This window comes from Pseudoalteromonas sp. DL-6 (assembly GCF_004328665.1).
In the GTDB taxonomy this organism is placed as follows: domain Bacteria; phylum Pseudomonadota; class Gammaproteobacteria; order Enterobacterales; family Alteromonadaceae; genus Pseudoalteromonas.
Window position 1 is genome coordinate 1,683,580 of the sequence record NZ_CP019770.1, and the last position, 19,808, is coordinate 1,703,387.

The window sequence follows — 19,808 nt, forward strand, 5'->3', positions numbered from 1 at the left end:
AGATACGGGTTTATGCTGGTAATTAACAAAGTTTGTTTAATAAGGGATAGTTTATGAACAAAATTTGTTTTAGCGCAATATTTAAGTCATCAAAGCATTCTATAGTATAAAAATAAACCCAACTTACAGGAACGAAAGATGGCTTCATTAAATCAACACCGTGTTTATATCCCAAGCAACGCTAGAGCAAACCATTATTTATTAGCTGAAATCACGCCAAACGATGAGTTTTATAAGAGTTTTAGTAATATTAATGCGTGTTATCAGCGTATTGCTCGCCAACTATTTGCCGCTTGTGATGAATATGAACTTCACAATGTGCATTTACTCGCCAATGATAAACTGCCGGTCGTGCGATTTCATGATGAGTCTTATCAACTTGAAACCGATAAGCAAATGTTGTTTTTCTATAACCCTCGTTACCATGAAGCGCATAAACTTCATTACACAGAAGATCAGCAAAGCAAAAAGATTCGCTTACTGTTTTTAGCCACAGGGGATGATATTCGCGCTCACTCTGCACAATTTCATAATAATGTACAAAAAGTATTGGATCTTTTACAACAGCAATTATTTGTAGGCCAACCAAGCTTGAAATTGCGTGATCATCAGCATTTAACCTATGATTTATTCGCTAAAGAAAAAGGTAATAAAGAAAGTTACGGTTATAAATTAAGAAGTTTATATCCTCGTTATCAATCAAGACAATGCGAGATACCAAGTACACATGCAGAAATGACCTATGTTACGTTTTCGGTACCGGTAACACGTAATATTAAAACGCAGTTTCAAAGTGAAATTAACAGCCAAACTTACCAGCCGTTCTACTCTCACTTTTCAAAACTATTTACCCAGTTATGTGAAGATAATAAACTCACTCACGCTGCGATGGTTGCAAATGGCGCAATGCCAATAATTCGCAACAGCCAAGTAGATCGAAATGAGGGAAATGAGGAGCTACAAAAAATTAGTTTTGATATAGAAGATTCAACCCCGCAAATAAAAGTATTTTTTGAAGCCGATAAATTAGTCGAAACACTGCATTTTGTCATTGTGGCAGCTGAGCATAATAAACATGAAATTGGCTATGGTCGCTTTATGAACCAAGTAGAAAAAACTATTCATGGCTTATGTGATGAGTTAGCAATTAATAAGCAACGCCAAGACTTATCAGTACGCTTTTTTCAACATATAAGTTACCCGTTTTAAAATATCATAGGGCTATATGCTCTTGCTATAAATAACAAAAAGGCTCGCAATTGCGAGCCTTTTTTAAAGAATAAACGCTGATTACCAGCCTGTTTTCTCTTTAAGTGCTTTACCGATATCAGCCAGTGAACGTACAGTTTTTACGCCCGCAGCTTCTAATGCAGCAAATTTCTCGTCAGCAGTACCTTTACCACCAGCGATGATTGCGCCAGCGTGACCCATACGCTTACCTTCTGGTGCAGTAACACCAGCAATGTAAGAAACAACAGGTTTAGTTACGTTAGCTTTGATGTACTCTGCAGCTTCTTCTTCTGCAGTACCACCAATTTCACCAATCATTACGATTGCTTCAGTTTGTGGATCTTTTTCGAACAATTCTAGAACGTCGATAAAGTTAGTACCTGGAATTGGATCACCACCAATACCAACACAAGAAGACTGACCAAAACCAGCGTCTGTAGTTTGCTTAACTGCTTCGTACGTTAAAGTACCAGAGCGAGAAACAATACCTACTTTACCAGGCTTGTGGATGTGACCAGGCATGATACCAATCTTAGTCTCACCAGGAGTGATAACACCTGGACAGTTAGGACCGATCATACGAGTACCTGTTTGATCTAGTTTAACTTTAACGTCAACCATATCAAGTGTAGGAATACCTTCAGTGATACAAACAATTAGCTCGATACCTGCATCGATAGCTTCTAAGATTGCATCTTTACAGAAAGGTGCTGGTACGTAGATCACAGATGCAGTTGCACCTGTTGCTTCTACAGCGTCACGTACTGTGTTAAATACTGGAAGACCAAGGTGCGTTTGACCGCCTTTACCTGGGCTTACACCACCAACCATTTGTGTACCGTACTCAAGCGCTTGCTCTGAGTGGAAAGTACCTTGACCACCAGTGAAACCTTGACAGATAACTTTTGTATCTTTATTGATTAATACAGACATTATTTGCCCTCCGCAGCAGCAACAACTTTTTCAGCCGCGTCTGTTAATGATTCAGCAGCGATGATGTTAAGATCAGACTTAGCAAGTACTTCACGGCCTAATTCAGCATTAGTACCTTCTAAACGTACAACTACTGGAACTGTTACACCTACTTCTTTAACTGCGCCAATGATGCCTTCAGCAATCATGTCACAACGAACGATTCCGCCGAAGATGTTAACTAAAACAGCTTTAACGTTGTCATCTGAAAGGATGATTTTGAATGCTTCAGAAACACGTTCTTTAGTCGCGCCGCCACCAACATCTAGGAAGTTAGCTGGCTTGCCACCGTGTAGGTTTACGATGTCCATAGTACCCATTGCTAGGCCTGCACCGTTAACCATACAACCTACGTTACCATCTAGGGCTACGTAGTTAAGCTCGAAGCTTGCTGCGTGAGCTTCACGTGCATCTTCTTGAGATGGATCGTGCATTTCACGGATTTTAGGTTGACGGTAAAGTGCATTACCATCGATACCGATTTTACCATCTAGACAGTGAAGGTTACCTTCATCTGTGATTACTAGTGGGTTGATTTCAAGTAATGCGAAATCGAAATCGTTGAACATGTTGCCAAGACCCATAAAGATCTTAACGAACTGCTTCATTTGTGTAGGGTTAAGACCCAATTTAAAACCAAGCTCACGAGCTTGGTAAGCTTGAGGACCTACTAAAGGATCAATCTCAGCTTTGTGGATAAGTTCTGGTGTTTCTTCAGCAACCGTTTCAATTTCAACGCCGCCTTCAGTAGACGCCATGAACACAACTTTACGAGAAGCACGGTCAACAACAGCACCTAGGTACAGTTCGTTAGCGATGTCTGTACAGCTTTCTACTAAAATTTTAGCAACTGGCTGGCCTTTCTCGTCTGTTTGGTAAGTAACTAGGTTTTTACCTAACCAGTTAGCTGCAAACGCTTTAACTTCGTCGATAGTTTTAACTAGCTTTACACCGCCAGCTTTACCACGTCCACCTGCGTGAACCTGAGTTTTAACAACCCACATATCGCCGCCAATTTTTTCAGCAGCTGCTGCAGCTTCTTCAGGTGTATCGCAAGCGAAACCTTGAGAAACTGGTAAACCATATTCGGCAAAAAGTTGTTTTGCCTGATACTCATGCAAATTCATGATGCTTTATCCAATTTTTTATATTAAAAGAGCTGAATATTTATGCAAATAAACAACTATCCCAAATTGCGTGCCTAGTATAGATCTCATGGCGCTACATGAAAACCCCAGTATGACCTTAGGCGCAAAAAAAAAGCTGTGATTTTAACTCACAGCTTATATTTCATACTACTTAATTAAACATCTAGCAGTAAACGTGTTGGATCTTCAAGTAACTCTTTAATTGTTACTAAGAAACCAACTGATTCTTTACCATCGATTTGGCGATGATCGTAAGATAACGCTAAATACATCATTGGTAAGATTTCAACTTTACCATTTACAGCCATTGGACGATCTTGGATTTTGTGCATACCTAAGATTGAAGACTGCGGTAAGTTAATGATTGGTGTTGATAGTAATGAGCCGAATACACCACCGTTAGTAATAGTGAAATTACCGCCAGTCATATCGTCAAGTGTTAGCTTGCCATCACGACCTTTAAGGGCTAGTTCACGAATACCTTTTTCGATTTCTGCAACTGATAATTTGTCACAATCTTTAAGTACTGGCGTTACTAGGCCGCGTGGCGTAGAAACAGCAATACTGATGTCGAAATAGTTGTGATAAACAATATCATCGCCATCAATTGATGCATTTACATCTGGGAAACGCTTTAACGCTTCAGTTACCGCTTTCACATAGAAAGACATGAAGCCTAAACGGATACCGTGACGCTTTTCAAATACTTCTTGGTACTGCTTACGAAGATCCATAATTGGCTTCATATTAACTTCGTTAAACGTTGTTAACATTGCAGTTGAATTTTTCGCTTCAAGAAGACGATTAGCAATCGTTTTACGTAAACGTGTCATAGGCACACGTTTTTGAGTACGGTCACCCATTGGTGCTGCTGGTGCTGCTTCTGCTTTTGCTGCTGGAGCAGGTGCTTTTAAGAATTGATCTACATCTTCTTTAGTCACACGGCCATTTTTACCTGAACCTTTTATTTTTGAAGCATCGAGGCCTTTCTCAGCAATTAAACGACGCACTGATGGCGTTAACACATCTGAACTATCGCTTGAGCTTTCTTCTTTGGCTGCTGGTGCATCCGCTTTAGCTTCAGATTTAGCTGGTGCAGCGCCTGCTTTTACCTTACCAATTACTTGCTCACCAAGAACGGTATCGCCTTCGTCATGGATTATTTCACCCATAACGCCGTCTTCTTGGGCAACAACTTCAAGTACAACTTTATCTGTTTCAATATCTACCAAGTTTTGGTCGCGTGTTACCGCGTCACCTGGTTGAACATGCCAAGTAGCAATTGTTGCATCTGCAACTGATTCTGGAAGTACAGGTACTTTAATATCCACTTCTTTACCTTCTGATGCTGGTGCTGATTGCGCCGCAGGCGCGTCTTCTGATTTATCTGATGCTGAGTCATCTTCTTTTGACTCTTTAGTTGCCGGTGCTTCATCTGCATCGCCAATTAAACCGATCACTTGGTCGCCAAGTACCGTAGCACCCTCTTCTTGTGAAATTTCAGTGATTACACCATCGTTTTGTGCAACCACTTCTAAAACCACTTTGTCTGTTTCAATATCTACTAAGTTTTGGTCACGGCTTACTTTGTCGCCAACACTTACATGCCATGTAGCAACGGAAGCATCTGCAACCGACTCAGGAAGAACAGGAACTTTAATCTCTGTGCTCATTGCTTATCCTTTCTTTTCTATAGTAAGCGCGTCGGCAACGAGCGCTTGTTGTTCTTTAGTATGTACTGACATATAACCACATGCAGGTGATGCTGAAGCTTTACGACCAGCATATTTTAATTTTGCATCTTGTGGAATTGCATCAATAAAGTGATGTTGAGAACAATACCAAGCACCTTGGTTTTGCGGCTCTTCCTGACACCATACAAAATCAGTAACATGCTGATAACGCTCAATAATCGTCTTCATTTCGTCATGTGGGAACGGGTATAACTGTTCAACACGAACAATAGCAATGTTGTCTTGCTCAAGTTTACGACGCTCTTGTAATAATTCGTAGTAAACTTTACCACTACAAAATACAACACGTTCTACTTTCTTAGCATCAATATCATCAATTTCATCGATCACATTGTGGAATACGCCCTCTGATAGTTCTTCAAGCGATGATGTAGCTAATGGGTGACGAAGCAATGATTTTGGCGTCATAACAATCAATGGGCGACGAAGTGGTCTAACCGATTGACGACGCAGCATTGCATAAACTTGTGCAGGTGTAGATGGTACACATACTTGCATATTATGATCAGCACACAACTGTAAAAAGCGCTCAAGACGTGCAGAGCTATGCTCAGGACCTTGGCCTTCATAACCATGTGGTAGCAAACATGTCAGGCCACATAAACGACCCCACTTTTGCTCACCTGAACTTAAGAATTGGTCAAAAACTACTTGTGCACCATTGGCGAAATCACCAAATTGCGCTTCCCATAAAACAAGTGAGGTCGGCTCTGCTGTTGCATAACCATATTCAAACGCTAATACCGCTTCTTCAGATAGCACCGAATCAAATACTTCAAACGTACCTTGATCTTCACTAATGTTTTGTAGTGGCAAGTATGTTGCACCGTCTTGTTGACCGTGAACAACGGCATGGCGATGGAAGAAGGTACCACGGCCAGAGTCTTGACCTGTTAGGCGAATATCAGTGCCTTCAGCTGCAATAGTTGCATACGCTAAAGTCTCTGCCATACCCCAATCAAGTGCTTTTTCACCGGCTGCCATAGCTTTGCGATCATCGTATATTTTCTTAACACGAGATTGCGCTTTGTGGTCTTCAGGGTAGCTTGCGACAATGTTACCGAGCTCTTTAAGCTTCTCTACAGAAACGCTCGCGTCGTAGTCAACATTCCAATCATGGCCAACGTATTTAGCCCAATCAGAAGAATGTGACGTTTCTGGTTGAATTTCTTCAACTACACAGTTGCCATCATCTAAGCCATTACGATAATCATCAGCAAGTGCTTTCACTTCGTTTTCTGTGAAAGAACCTTCCGAAATTAACTGATCTGCATAAATTAAGCGAGGGACTGGATGTTTTTTAATCTTTTGATACATAACAGGCTGTGTAGCATTAGGCTCATCAGCTTCGTTATGACCATGGCGACGGTAACAAACAAGGTCAATCACAACGTCACGTTTAAACTGGTTTCTAAAATCAAGCGCTAACTGCGTAACAAACGCAACCGCTTCAGGATCATCAGAGTTTACGTGGAAGATTGGTGATTGAACCATTTTTGCAATATCAGTACAGTAATCAGTAGAGCGAACATCGTCTTGCTTGCTTGTTGTAAAACCAACTTGGTTATTAACAACAATACGAATGCTACCACCACAACTAAATGCATTAGTTTGTGATAAGTTAAACGTTTCTTGTACTACACCCTGACCTGCGATTGCAGAGTCGCCGTGAATAGTAATAGGAAGTGCTTTGCTGCCAGTTTTGTCGTTTAGACGATCAAGACGTGCGCGCACAGACCCCATAACCACAGGATTAACGATTTCTAAGTGCGATGGGTTAAACGCAAGTGCCATATGCACATTGCCACCTTTGGTCGCGAAATCTGAAGAGTAACCCATGTGATACTTAACATCACCAGAGCTTAAAGTATCTTTGTGTTTACCAGCAAATTCATCAAATAATTCTGATGGATTTTTACCAAGTACATTCACAAGTACGTTCAAGCGTCCGCGGTGAGCCATGCCGATTACGGCTTCTTTTTGGCCACTTTCACCCGCGCGGTGTATAAGCTCTTTAAGCATAGGAACTAACGCATCGCCACCTTCAAGTGAGAAACGCTTAGCACCCGGGAACTTAGCCCCTAAATATTTTTCAAGACCATCAGCCGCTGTCAATCCTTTAAGGATACGTAGCTTTTCATTTTTATCGAATTTTGGCCTAGACTGAACAGACTCTAAACGCTGTTGTAACCAACGTTTTTCTTCTGTTGATGTGATGTGCATATACTCTGCGCCAATAGAACCACAATAAGTAGTTTTTAGTGCTTGGTATAACTCACCTAAAGGCATAGTATCGCGGCCTACGGCAAACGATCCTACGTTAAATTCGCGGTCAAAGTCAGCATTTGATAAGTCGTGGTATTCTAGCTCTAAATCTCGTACACGTTCTCGTTGCCAAATACCTAGTGGATCTAGGTTTGCATTTTGGTGTCCACGAAAACGGAAAGCATTAATAAGTTGCAGAACTTTAACCTGTTTAAGGTCGCCGCCACTGCCCTCTGCTACCACTACTTCTCTATGCTTGTTTTTAGCAAGCGCCGCAAATTGTGAACGAACTTCTGAATGTTTTACTTCAACATCCACACCATCAACTTTTGGTAATTGTTCGAACACTTCTCGCCATTCTTCTGGCACCGAAGTCGCATCGTCTAAATACGCTTCATAAAGCTCTTCAACATAAGCAACGTTACCGCCGTTTAAATGTGAAGATTCTAGCCATGCCTTCATCACACCTTCGTGCATTTATAAGCCCTTTTTTTTAGCGCAGAAATTAATAGTTATATAACAAGATGGCTAATAAATATTAGCCATCTTTCGTCTACTAGAAATTAAACCGAGCGGTTTAATAACATAGATTTTATTTGCCCAATTGCTTTAGTCGGGTTAAGACCCTTAGGACAAACGCTAACACAGTTCATGATACTGTGGCAACGGAACACACTGAATGCATCGTCTAAGTCAGCTAAACGCTCTTCTGTTGCAGTATCTCGGCTATCAGCTAAGAAACGGTAAGCATGAAGAAGGCCTGCTGGACCTATAAACTTATCTGGATTCCACCAGAAAGAAGGACACGATGTAGAACAACATGCACATAAAATACACTCATAAAGCCCATCTAATTTATCACGCTCTTCAATAGATTGAAGACGTTCGCCTGCAGCAGGCTCGTCATTTATTAGATACGGTTTTACTTTTTCGTATTGAGTGTAGAACTGACTCATGTCAATAACAAGGTCACGAACAACAGGAAGTCCCGGTAATGGACGTACTACGATTTTACCTTTGCCATTTTTTTGTAGCGTAGATAAAGGAGTAATACATGCTAAGCCGTTCTTACCATTCATGTTTACACCGTCTGAACCACACACGCCTTCACGGCATGAACGACGGAATGATAATGTAGGATCTTGCTCTTTTAATAATAAAAGTGCATCCAATACCATCATGTCTTGGCCTTCCTCAGTTTGCAAAGTGTATTCTTGCATACGAGGTGCGTTGTCAACATCCGGATTGTAACGATAAACTGAAAATTGTACTTGTGCCATCGTCTCGCTCCTAGTAGGTACGTGCTTTAGGTGGGAATGCTTCACGTAGCTTAGGCTCGTAGTTTACTTTACGCTTGCTCATTTCATCCGTTACCGGATTAAATACTGAGTGACATAACCAGTTTTCGTCATCACGATCTGGGAAGTCAAAGCGAGAGTGTGCACCACGGCTTTCAGTACGGAAGTTTGCAGCTACTGCAGTTGAGTAAGCTGTTTCCATTAAGTTGTCTAATTCTAAACATTCAATACGCATGGTGTTGAAGTCTGATGATTTATCATCAAGACGTGCATGCTGTAAGCGTTCACGAATTTCTTTAAGCTCAGTAAGACCAGTTGCCATTGAGTCACCTTCACGGAATACCGAGAAGTTAAGCTGCATACACTGTTGTAGGTCTTTCTTGATTTGTACTGGGTCTTCGCCTTGACCAACTGTTGAGCTTTCCCAACGGTTAAAGCGAGCTAAAGACGCTTCTAAATCAGACTCAGAAGCCGCTTTAGAAATTTCAACGTCATTTAGGTATTTACCTAAGAAGTTACCAGCAGCACGGCCAAATACAACTAAATCAAGTAATGAGTTACCACCTAAGCGGTTAGCACCGTGAACAGATACACATGCAATCTCACCAACAGCAAATAAACCTTGTACTACTTTTTCGTTACCAGCGGCATCGATATTAAGTACTTGACCATTTACGTTAGTTGGCACACCACCCATCATGTAGTGACATGTTGGGATAACTGGAATTGGTTCTTTTGCAGGATCAACGTGAGCAAATGTTTTAGCAAGGTCGCATACACCTGGAAGACGTAAGTTAAGCGTTTCTTCGCCTAAGTGGTCAAGTTTCAACTTAAGGTGAGGACCCCAAGGACCATCACAACCACGACCTTCACGAATCTCTGTCATCATTGAACGGGCAACAACGTCACGAGATGCTAAATCTTTAGCGTTTGGTGCATAGCGTTCCATGAAACGTTCGCCATCTTTATTTAAAAGATAACCACCTTCACCACGACAACCTTCAGTTACTAGCGTACCTGCACCTGCAATACCTGTCGGATGGAATTGCCACATTTCCATGTCTTGCATAGAAATACCAGCACGAGTCGCCATACCAACACCGTCACCAGTGTTAATGTGAGCATTAGTTGTTGATGCGAAGATACGACCTGCACCACCAGTAGCTAACACAACTGCTTTTGATTTGAAGAAAGTGATTTCACCGGTTTCAATTTCAATCGCTGTACAACCTACTACATCGCCATTATCGTTTTTAACTAAATCAAGTGCATACCATTCAGAAAATACATTTGTTTTATTTTTAACGTTTTGTTGATAAAGAAGGTGTAATAATGCGTGACCAGTACGGTCAGCAGCTGCTGCGGTACGTGCAGCTTGTTCACCACCAAAGTTTTTCGATTGACCACCGAAAGGACGTTGGTAAACACGGCCATTTTCAAAACGAGAAAATGGTAAGCCCATGTTTTCTAATTCAGTAATAGCTTCTGGGCCTGTATTACACATGTATTCGATAGCGTCTTGGTCACCGATAAAATCGGAACCTTTAACGGTATCATACATATGCCATTCCCAGTTATCTTCATGCGAATTACCTAGCGCTACTGTAATACCACCTTGAGCAGATACAGTGTGTGAGCGTGTCGGAAAAACTTTAGAGATTAGTGCACATGTTTTGCCAGATTCAGTAATAGCAAGAGCAGCGCGCATACCTGCACCACCGGCACCAATTACTACGGCGTCAAATTCACGAACAGAATATTTCACTTAAACACCCCATAAAACGATTAAACCTACAGCTACGTAAGCGACAGCCATTAGGTTTAGTACAAAGCCTAAGAAAGCACGCAATTTAGCATTCTTTACATAGTCGGTTAGAACCTGCCAAAGGCCGATACGGGTATGAACCATAATGCAAACTAGGGTGATTAATGTCGCCCCTTTCATTGCTAGGTTAGAGAATAGGCCTGTCCAGGCGTCATATGTGACTTCTGGCATTGCTAAAAAATAGCCAATAATAAAAATTGCATATGCACTGATTATTAATGCCGTTGTGCGTAGAGATACAAAATCTTGTACGCCATCACGTTTAAGAGTTGCTTGATTTAAGACCATATCCACACCCCTGCCAATACAGCAAACACAACGCCAAGTGCCATCGCAATTTTAGCGCTAGTGTTGCCTGATTCAAGTTCTTCCCAATGCCCCATATCCATAATGATGTGACGGATACCACCGATAAGGTGATAACCCAATACAGAAAGGGTGCCCCAAGCTATAAATTTGGCAATGAATCCGTTAAACAGACCCTTGACGAATTCAAAACCTTCAGCTGAAGAAAGAGACTCTGACCAAGCCCAAATGACAAACGTTAAAGCAAAAAATAATGCAACACCGGTGACGCGGTGAAAAATTGAAGCTTTAGCCGTTGCCGGCATAGATATAGTTGTTAGATCTAGATTTACAGGTCTTTGCTTTTTCACAGTTACTTGCCCATCTTGCCCGCAGTGGGGCTCATCTACTTGTTTTTCTAAAACCCACCAAATGTTTCTGGTGGAACTATCAAAATAAACGTATTAATACTAATAAAGTTCACTTTTTATGAAAAATATTATGTAAAAAAAAGTTTACCCAAATACAAATCGGTTAAAAACCTCCGTTAGTATATATAGCCGGAGACTCTTTTACAATTCTTGTTTACTTTGAGTCGTTTGCGAATTAGCCAATGGTATAATATTCAATCTATACCGAATATTTATTATACATATGTGCATAATACTTATAAAAATTGACTTTATACCCCTCTTTCACGTTAAAATGTAAAGATGTGCTTAGAATAGATTTTAGAATATAAAAATCAGAATAGTTATCTTAATAGGAGATACATAGATGGCAGATAAGAAAGCCACAGTCCATATTGATGGGCTAGATCCAATCGAACTTCCAATTTATCAAGGTACTGCTGGCCAAGATGTAATTGATGTACGTACACTCGGCTCACATGGTCACTTTACTTATGACCCAGGTTTCATGTCGACTGGTTCTTGTGAATCTACCATCACTTACATCGATGGTGGTAAAGGTGTTTTATTACACCGCGGTTACCCGATCGAGCAGTTAGCAGAGAGCTCTAACTACGTTGAGTTATGTTACTTACTATTAAACGGTGAGTTACCAACTAAAGAGCAATACGATGATTTTGCTACAAAAATCACTCGTAGCACAATGCTAGATGAAAAAATCGCAAACTTCTTCCAAGGTTTCCGTTTTGATGCACACCCAATGGCAATGCTATGTGGTGTGGTTGGTGCATTATCTTCTTTTTACCATGAAGATCTTGATATCACTGATGCTGTTCAACGTAAGACAAGCGCTATTAAATTAGTTGCTAAATTACCAACGATTGCGGCAATGGCATACAAAACAAACATCGGTCAACCGTTTGTATACCCACGCAATGATTTAAGCTATGCAGAAAACTTCTTACACATGATGTTCTCTGTACCTGCTGAAGAATACAAAGTGAACCCAGTAACAGCTAAAGCAATGGATAAAATCTTTATGCTTCATGCTGACCACGAACAAAATGCTTCAACGTCAACAGTACGTTTAGCAGGTTCTTCTGGTGCTAACCCTTATGCATGTATTGCTGCGGGTATTGCATCTCTTTGGGGCCCTGCTCACGGCGGTGCTAACGAAGCATGTTTAAACATGTTAGAAGAAATTGGCTCAGTTGATCGTATTGACGAATACGTAGCAAAAGCAAAAGATAAAGCGGATCCGTTCCGTCTTATGGGCTTTGGACACCGTGTTTACAAAAACTTCGACCCACGTGCAACCGTAATGCGTCAAACGTGTCATGAAGTATTAGCAGAGCTAAACATTCAAGATCCATTGCTTGATATTGCTATGAAGCTTGAGCAAATTGCACTTGAAGACCCATACTTTGTTGAGAAGAAACTATACCCTAACGTAGATTTCTACTCAGGTATTATCTTAAAAGCGATTGGTATTCCTACTAGCATGTTCACTGTAATTTTTGCAATGGCACGTACTGTAGGTTGGATCTCACACTGGGACGAGATGCTTTCTCAACCTGGCCACAAGATCAGCCGCCCACGTCAGCTTTACACAGGTGAAACAGCCCGTGATTTCAAAGCAACTGACAAGCGCTAAGCTTTAAAGTTAGTTTAAAAGGCCGCTTTTGCGGCCTTTTTTATTACATGTTACTTGAGAATTATATTAAACCGATTACAATTCCTGCCCAAATTGATTAACTTTATGAGCCTATGTCTGTGTCCTCGTTTGATCCTAAAACAATCCGTAATGATTTCCCTACCCTAAATCAGACAATCAATGGCTACCCTTTGGTTTATTTAGACTCGGCAGCAACAACACAAAAGCCACAATGCGTGATTGACGCTACTAACGAGTTTTACACCTATCAGAATGCAAATGTTCATCGCGGCCGTCATACCCTTAGTGAGCAAGCTACAACGGCTTATGAGCTAGTACGTCAACGCGTTGCTGATTATTTTCAGGTAAGCGGTAATGAAATTGTTTGGACTAAAGGCGCTACTGAGGCGATTAACTTAGTTGCACATGGCCTAAGAAATACATTAACAACTGACGACACCATTTTAATTAGCCCAATCGAGCATCACGCGAATATTGTGCCATGGCAAGAACTTGCGGCATACACTGGAGCAACCTTAAAAGTGCTGCCACTCAATGACGATGCCACCTTTGATATTAGCCAGTGTTGTGACGTGATTAAACTTACCAAGCCTGCGCTGCTAGCTATTACACAAGCCTCTAATGCGCTGGGCAATATTACCGATTTAACTCCGCTGATAACCGCTGCGAAGGCAGTAAATGCGTTAACTTTAGTCGATGGCGCACAAGGCGCTCTGCATTTAAGACCTAATTTAATAAAGCTTGATTGTGATTTTTACGTGTTTTCAGCTCACAAAATGTTGGGGCCAACAGGATTAGGCGGTTTATATGGCCGCTACAGCGCACTTAATGCATTATCGCCTTACCAAACAGGCGGTGAAATGATTGAAAAAGTGACCCTAACGCAAAGCACTTATCGTGACGCTCCCGCTAAGTTTGAAGCAGGAACACCGAATATAGCCGGTGTTTTAGGCTTCGGTGCGGCGCTTGAGTATATAATTGCACTTGATCAGCAAACATTAAAGCACTATGAACAACAGTTGTTTATTTATGCAGCGAACGCACTGAATCAAATAGACGGTATTAGTATCTATAGCGACCTAAAATCGAACATTGGTACATTGTGCTTTAATTATAAAAATGAACATCCGTATGATCTGGCAACTTTACTTGACGGCTATGGTATTGCAGTGCGAAGTGGTCATCATTGTACCCAACCATTAATGACCCATTTGAAACTAAATGGCTCACTCAGAGCGAGTTTTGCATTTTATAATACGACTAAAGATGTAGACCAATTTATTACTGCGCTTAAAGAATGCATCGCTTTATTAGACTAATTTGGATAAATAATGACTCAGACATACCAACGGGTAAGTAAAAACATTGAAAGCAGTGCAAGCTGGCAACAGAAATACCGTGAAATTATGTTACTTGGCAAAACACTCCCACCACTTGCCGATATATTAAAAACCGACGATGCGCTCGTGCAAGGCTGTGAGAGTAAAGTGTGGATGTTTGTTGAATTTGACCTAACCGAGAATGCGTTGGTTGTGATTGGTGATTCTGATACGCGCATAGTGAAAGGCTTATTGGCGTTAATTTTAGCCCTGTATAACGGTTTAACACCCGAAGAGGTGTTAAACGTTAATGCCTATGAAGAATTTGAAAAACTTGGCTTAATTAGCCACTTAAGCGCTTCTCGCGGCAATGGAGTAAAAGCCATGGTTGAAAAAATACAAACCTTAGCCAAACAAAAAGCGCGTTAAGCGCTTTTTATAACAGTATAATAAGCAGCTTGTAGTTAAATATTTAAACGTGCACGCTTATCTAAATATTTTCTCACTGCTTTAGCGGCAACAAAGAATCCAAAACTTCCAGTGATCATCGTCACTGATCCAAAGCCATTATTACAGTCAATATTCATACTGCCATCTGCATTTTGTTTCGCATGACACACATTGCCATCGCTACCTGGATAAACAAGCTGCTCTGTTGAATATACACAGTCAATATTAAATTTACGTTTTGGGTTAGAGCTAAAATTATATTGCTTACGCAAAATATAACGTACTTTTGCAAGTAATGGATCTTGGGTGGTTTTTGCCACATCACCAAAAGTAATTTGACTCGGATCGGTTTGCCCACCTGCACCGCCCGTGGTAATTATAGGCAATTTATTACGCTTACAGTGCGCGATTAACGCCGCTTTTTCTTTTACCGCATCTATACAATCTATTACATAATCAAAGCCTTGAATATGCTCTTGAATATTATCAAGGGTAATAAAATCGTCAATCACATTCACTATACACTCAGGGTTTATCAGCTCGCAGCGCGCCTTCATGGCATCCACTTTAGCTTCGCCTATTGTACCTGTTAAGGCATGAATTTGACGATTGACATTGGTTGCGCAAATATCATCTAAATCAATTAAGGTGATTTTACCCACACCGGTACGCGCTAGTGCTTCAGCAGTCCAACTGCCTACACCACCAATACCCACAACACAAAAATGTGCTTGCTGTAACCACTCAAATTGCTGTTGACCATATAGTCGTTTAATACCACCAAAGCGGATATCAGTTACTTGTTCACTCATTTACCAATCCAATTTCCACGGCGTTTGCCAAGAATTAAAATCTTGATGTTTTATTAATTGCGCATACTCTTCACCAGATTGTGGCAACAGGGTATGTTGTATTTTTTGCCCTTTCCAATTAAAATCCAGCGCAAATGCATGTAAATAGGTACGCTCTGCAGGGCTCCCTGCATAACTCGCATCACCCATTATGGGGGCACCCAAACTCTTTAATGCCACCCTAAGCTGATGAGTTTTTCCCGAATAGGGTTTTAATAAGTAAGCTCTAAAACCGCTTTTAAAGCTAAACGAATAAAAACGTGTAATAGCAGGGTTACTTTGTGAGTTTAATAATTTATACGTGCCACGGCGAGACTTAGCCATATCACCTTTAACCCAGCCTTGCTTTTTTTTAGGCTTGGTATCACTGACCGCTAGATAAAACTTATTAATCGCATGCTGGGTAAATAATTGCGTAAATTCAGCTGCTGCCGCTTTGCTTCGCGCGAGTATAATCAACCCAGAGGTGACTTTATCTAAACGGTGCACTGCAAATAATTTTTCGTTTAACTGTTGCTCAGCTAGTACCACAAAACCGGGACCTTCCTCAGAGTGAAAATTGAGCCCTTGCGGTTTATTTATGATGTAAAAATCATCATGCGTATATTGCACTTTTAATACAGGCGTTTGTGTTGTGTTCACGCGCTTTTACTTTGAATATGGGCAACCACTTTAGCCAAATCTTCTGGTGTGTCGACTCCTGCATGAGGTGTAACTAATGCTTGCTCTATTTTAATTGTATAACCATGGTATAGCACGCGTAACTGCTCTAACGATTCAAGTAGTTCTAATGGTGAAACACTTAATTCAATATATTGCTTTATAAATCCTGCACGGTAAGCATAAATACCCACGTGACGTTGAAAAGGCGCTAAATTCAGTGGTTGCTGCTCTGCCATCATGGTACTCCTATCAAAAGGAATACTCGCTCTTGAAAAGTACAAGGCATTTTTATTAATGTCACTGACCACTTTAACCGCATTAGGATTAAACACTTCATCACGCTCTTCGATAGCAACACTTAAGGTTGCCATTGGTGCAATTGATTGCGCTAATAATGTCGCCACTTGCGATACGTTATCAGGGGATAACAAAGGTTCATCACCTTGTACATTTACCACGATAGTGTCATCGGCTAAATTAAGTAAATCCACCACCTCGGCTAAGCGCTCTGTACCTGATTGATGATCTTCACGTGTCATCAAAACGTTACTAGTAAAACGTTTAGCAGCATCAAACACTTTTTGATGATCTGTGGCAATAACCACCTTGCTAGCTCCTGACAAACAGGCTTTTTCATACACATGCTGTATCATTGGTTTGCCACAAATATCAGCGAGCGGTTTACCTGGTAAACGCGTAGAAGCGTAACGCGCAGGGATAACAACTACGAATTCCACTTTTCTACCTCTTCAAGAGACAATTCTCGGGCTTCGTTTTCAAGCAATACCGGAATATCATCGCGTACAGGGTAAGCTAGTTTTGCTGCAGTGCTGATCAGCTCTTGGTTTTCTTTATCGAAGCGCAACTTACCTTTACATACAGGGCAAGCAATAATTTCGAGTAACTTAGTGTCAAAGGCCATGATGGATCCCTTTTTCTTTTAATAATAAATTTAATGTGTTTATTACTGCTGCAGTTGGCTGAGCGTCAACTGGCAAGTAATACCAATTCGGCTTTGCAAAATCACGGCACTTAACCGCATCTTTTTCTGTCATTAATATACAGTCATCACCAAATTGAGCAAAATCATCAGCACTGTAAGCATAATGATCGCGAAAGTGATGCGTAGACAGTAACTTAATACCTTGTGCTTGCAGTGAAGCCTCAAAACGACCTGGGTTACCAATCGCACTTACCGCGTGCGCAGCCTTTAAGGGCGTCGTTATATCAGTATTATCGGCAACACGTTTAATAACTGATGGTTGCAAGCGATAACTAAATTCTTGCTCAGAGCCATTTTCAATCACTAAATCTACACTGTTTAAACGAGAGGCGGTTTCACGAAGTGGTCCTGCTGGCATTAAAAAGCCATTACCAAATTTTCTTTCGCTATCAACAATACAACATTCTATACTGCGCGCCATTTTGTAATGCTGCATGCCATCATCTGAAATAATCACATCAAGCTTGAAATGTTTATTGAGCATTTCTATATTGTGCTGCCTATTTGGCCCCACAACTAACGGACATTGTAAACGGTTAAATAAAAGTACCGGCTCATCCCCAGCCTCTAAAGTAGTCGTATTGGCAGTCACTAATAATGGGTAATGAGCTGCTTTCCCACCATAGCCGCGACTAATTAAACCAACGGATAAACCTTGGGCGATTAAGTGATCATGCAGCCATAATACAAATGGAGTTTTACCATTGCCGCCAACGCTTATATTACCAACCACAATAACCGGTGTTTTGCTGATAAACGATTTAAAAATGCCGAACTTGTAGCAGTATTTACGCAGCAAAGAAATACAGCCAAAAATAGCGGACAGTGGTAATAGCAATAACGTAATTAAACTAAAAGGTTTGTACCAGCTTTGCTCTATTTTACTCACCCCTGCTCACCAAACTGCATTTTACAAAGAGCTGAGTAGGTACCATCGTTAGCCAGTAATTGAGTATGCGTGCCACTTTCTATCACTGTACCGTTATCAATCACATAGATACGGTCACTGTTTTCAATAGTCGATAGCCTATGAGCGATAACAATAGAGGTTTTATCTTTCATTAATGTATCAAGGGCATGTTGAATAAGCTTTTCAGACTCTGTATCCAAGGCCGAGGTCGCTTCATCTAAAATTAAAATAGGTGCGTCTTTTAAAATAGCACGGGCAATCGCAATACGTTGGCGTTGACCGCCTGAAAGCATTACCCCGTTCTCACCAACCATAGTATTAAGTTGCTCGGGTAAGTCTTTTACAAACTCCCACACATGAGCTTGCTTCGCAACGGTGTGAAGCTCTTCGATAGAGATTTCTCGTTGTAAACCATAACAAATATTATTGGCAATCGTGTCATTAAATAGCACCACTTGTTGCGACACTAACGCAAATTGACGGCGAAGATCAGTAAGCTTATATTCATTAAGAGCAACGCCATCGAGTAAAATTTCGCTTGGCGCTTCTAAGTCATAATATCGGGGTAACAAATTAGAAATTGTTGATTTACCCGAGCCAGAGCGGCCAACAAGCGCAATACTCTCACCGGCTTTAATGTTCAGTGATAAATCGTTAAGCACCGCTTCATCCTTGGTTGGGTATTTAAAGGTCACGTTTTTTACCTCAATATGCCCTTTTACCTTATCAACCGGTAAAGTACCCGTGTCTTTTTCTATTTCTTCATCAAGTACTAAAAAAACACTCTGCGCAGCTGAAATACCACGCTGTAAATCGCTGTTAACATTAGCCAATTGTTTTAGTGGGCGCAGTAACATCATCATTGATGAAATAAGCACTACAAAATCACCAGAGCTAATACTGTCTATCATAGAGGGCATAGAGACAACCCATAAAATAACAGCCATTGCACTGGCGGCTAAAATTTGAATAATAGAGACACTTAACGCCTTAGTCGCATCCATTTTGATACGTTGCTGGCGATTATGATTATTAATTTTAGAAAATTGATCAATTTCTTGCGTTTGGCCACCAAAGCCATGGATCACCTTGTGACCACTCAGCATTTGCTCTGAGCTACGTGTTACCTGTCCCATAGCAGACTGAATATTTTTCGAGATATGACGAAAACGTTTAGATACCACGGCTACTATGATGGCTACCAGTGGGATAATCACTAAAAAGATTAACGATAGTTGCCAACTGGTATAAAACATCAAAGCGAGTAAAAACACCACAAAAGCGCCTTCACGCACTACAATAAGCAAAGCCTTGGTAATTGCTTGTTGGACTTGCTCAGTATCAAAGGTAATTTTTGAAATAAGATCGCCCGTCGAATTTTTATCATGAAACGATACCGGTAAATGTAATATATGCTCAAACAGCTCTTGGCGAAGCGCCCTCACTACTTGTGAGCCAACATAGCTTAAACAGTACGATGACATAAAGTTAAATACGCCACGCCCGATAACCAGCGCAATAACCACAAATGGCGCATAAGTAAGTACCTGACTGTTACGCTCATTTAAACCTTCATCGATAAACGGCTTCATCAGTTGAATGAATAATGCATCCATACCTGAGTAACCTATCATTCCAATAATCGCGACGATGGCAACCGTCTTATAAGCGCCAACGTAAGAAACAAGCCGTTTATAAATTTGTGTAGTACTTTGTTCCATAACACTCTCTAAAACCAGTAACAGCCCCT

The 19,808-nt window shown here is 40.9% G+C and carries 18 protein-coding genes; 4 read left to right on the forward strand and 14 right to left on the reverse strand.

Annotation, left to right across the window (positions count from 1 at the left end):
- The first annotated feature begins 138 nt into the window (after positions 1-138).
- Positions 139-1,209 (forward strand): DUF3083 family protein, encoded by a 1,071-nt coding sequence (locus tag B1F84_RS07770; protein ID WP_131691078.1) that lies wholly within the window; start codon positions 139-141, stop codon positions 1,207-1,209.
- A gap of 81 nt (positions 1,210-1,290) precedes the next feature.
- On the opposite strand, the gene sucD is transcribed toward B1F84_RS07770, so the two are convergent.
- The 8 genes from sucD to sdhC all read right to left on the reverse strand — a co-directional run bounded on the left by sucD (position 1,291) and on the right by sdhC (position 11,148).
- Positions 1,291-2,163 carry a succinate--CoA ligase subunit alpha gene (gene sucD, locus B1F84_RS07775; RefSeq protein WP_010390118.1) on the reverse strand — a complete coding sequence of 291 codons (873 nt, stop codon included), beginning with the start codon at positions 2,161-2,163 and terminating at the stop codon, positions 1,291-1,293.
- Positions 2,163-3,329: an ADP-forming succinate--CoA ligase subunit beta gene (gene sucC / locus B1F84_RS07780; RefSeq protein ID WP_008464053.1), complete on the reverse strand. Its 1,167-nt coding sequence runs from the start codon at positions 3,327-3,329 to the stop codon at positions 2,163-2,165. Before sucC ends, sucD begins: the two co-directional genes overlap by 1 nt.
- A 176-nt stretch (positions 3,330-3,505) precedes the next feature.
- Complete coding sequence (odhB, locus tag B1F84_RS07785) at positions 3,506-5,023, reverse strand: 2-oxoglutarate dehydrogenase complex dihydrolipoyllysine-residue succinyltransferase (RefSeq protein WP_008112094.1); 1,518 nt, start codon at positions 5,021-5,023, stop codon at positions 3,506-3,508.
- A gap of 3 nt (positions 5,024-5,026) precedes the next feature.
- Complete coding sequence (sucA, locus tag B1F84_RS07790; protein WP_075169173.1) at positions 5,027-7,846, reverse strand: 2-oxoglutarate dehydrogenase E1 component; 2,820 nt, start codon at positions 7,844-7,846, stop codon at positions 5,027-5,029.
- A gap of 86 nt (positions 7,847-7,932) precedes the next feature.
- Positions 7,933-8,649, reverse strand: coding sequence for a succinate dehydrogenase iron-sulfur subunit (locus B1F84_RS07795; protein WP_010390121.1), 717 nt, complete (start codon positions 8,647-8,649; stop codon positions 7,933-7,935).
- Between the two features lie 10 nt (positions 8,650-8,659).
- Positions 8,660-10,432, reverse strand: coding sequence for a succinate dehydrogenase flavoprotein subunit (gene sdhA, locus B1F84_RS07800; RefSeq protein WP_008112088.1), 1,773 nt, complete (start codon positions 10,430-10,432; stop codon positions 8,660-8,662).
- On the reverse strand, positions 10,433-10,780 hold the full coding sequence (gene sdhD, locus B1F84_RS07805; protein ID WP_131691079.1) for a succinate dehydrogenase, hydrophobic membrane anchor protein: 348 nt from the start codon (positions 10,778-10,780) through the stop codon (positions 10,433-10,435).
- The gene (sdhC, locus tag B1F84_RS07810; protein WP_010390126.1) at positions 10,771-11,148 is read right to left on the reverse strand and encodes a succinate dehydrogenase, cytochrome b556 subunit; all 378 of its coding nucleotides are present in this window, start codon (positions 11,146-11,148) and stop codon (positions 10,771-10,773) included. Before sdhC ends, sdhD begins: the two co-directional genes overlap by 10 nt.
- Positions 11,149-11,554: 406 nt before the next feature.
- On the opposite strand from sdhC, the gene B1F84_RS07815 reads away from it, so the two are divergent.
- The 3 genes from B1F84_RS07815 (at position 11,555) to B1F84_RS07825 (ending at position 14,610) form a co-directional block, all read left to right on the forward strand.
- On the forward strand, positions 11,555-12,841 hold the full coding sequence (locus B1F84_RS07815) for a citrate synthase (RefSeq protein WP_131691080.1): 1,287 nt from the start codon (positions 11,555-11,557) through the stop codon (positions 12,839-12,841).
- Positions 12,842-12,954: 113 nt separating this feature from the next.
- Positions 12,955-14,181: a SufS family cysteine desulfurase gene (locus tag B1F84_RS07820; protein WP_131691081.1), complete on the forward strand. Its 1,227-nt coding sequence runs from the start codon at positions 12,955-12,957 to the stop codon at positions 14,179-14,181.
- 12 nt (positions 14,182-14,193) lie between these two features.
- Positions 14,194-14,610 carry a SufE family protein gene (locus B1F84_RS07825; RefSeq protein WP_008112079.1) on the forward strand — a complete coding sequence of 139 codons (417 nt, stop codon included), beginning with the start codon at positions 14,194-14,196 and terminating at the stop codon, positions 14,608-14,610.
- A gap of 35 nt (positions 14,611-14,645) precedes the next feature.
- Here B1F84_RS07825 and tcdA read toward each other — a convergent pair whose 3' ends face one another.
- The 6 genes from tcdA to msbA are packed head-to-tail and all read right to left on the reverse strand — an operon-like array spanning position 14,646 to position 19,779.
- On the reverse strand, positions 14,646-15,443 hold the full coding sequence (gene tcdA, locus B1F84_RS07830; protein ID WP_131691082.1) for a tRNA cyclic N6-threonylcarbamoyladenosine(37) synthase TcdA: 798 nt from the start codon (positions 15,441-15,443) through the stop codon (positions 14,646-14,648).
- Positions 15,444-16,124, reverse strand: a complete 681-nt coding sequence (locus tag B1F84_RS07835; protein WP_076918659.1) for a TIGR01621 family pseudouridine synthase — start codon at positions 16,122-16,124, stop codon at positions 15,444-15,446.
- Positions 16,121-16,882 (reverse strand): 3-deoxy-manno-octulosonate cytidylyltransferase, encoded by a 762-nt coding sequence (gene kdsB, locus B1F84_RS07840; RefSeq protein WP_131691083.1) that lies wholly within the window; start codon positions 16,880-16,882, stop codon positions 16,121-16,123. Before kdsB ends, B1F84_RS07835 begins: the two co-directional genes overlap by 4 nt.
- Positions 16,870-17,067 carry a Trm112 family protein gene (locus tag B1F84_RS07845; RefSeq protein WP_008112074.1) on the reverse strand — a complete coding sequence of 66 codons (198 nt, stop codon included), beginning with the start codon at positions 17,065-17,067 and terminating at the stop codon, positions 16,870-16,872. Before B1F84_RS07845 ends, kdsB begins: the two co-directional genes overlap by 13 nt.
- Positions 17,057-18,037 carry a tetraacyldisaccharide 4'-kinase gene (gene lpxK, locus B1F84_RS07850; RefSeq protein ID WP_008112073.1) on the reverse strand — a complete coding sequence of 327 codons (981 nt, stop codon included), beginning with the start codon at positions 18,035-18,037 and terminating at the stop codon, positions 17,057-17,059. Before lpxK ends, B1F84_RS07845 begins: the two co-directional genes overlap by 11 nt.
- On the reverse strand, positions 18,034-19,779 hold the full coding sequence (gene msbA / locus B1F84_RS07855) for a lipid A export permease/ATP-binding protein MsbA (RefSeq protein WP_008112072.1): 1,746 nt from the start codon (positions 19,777-19,779) through the stop codon (positions 18,034-18,036). Before msbA ends, lpxK begins: the two co-directional genes overlap by 4 nt.
- Between the last annotated feature and the right edge of the window lie 29 nt (positions 19,780-19,808).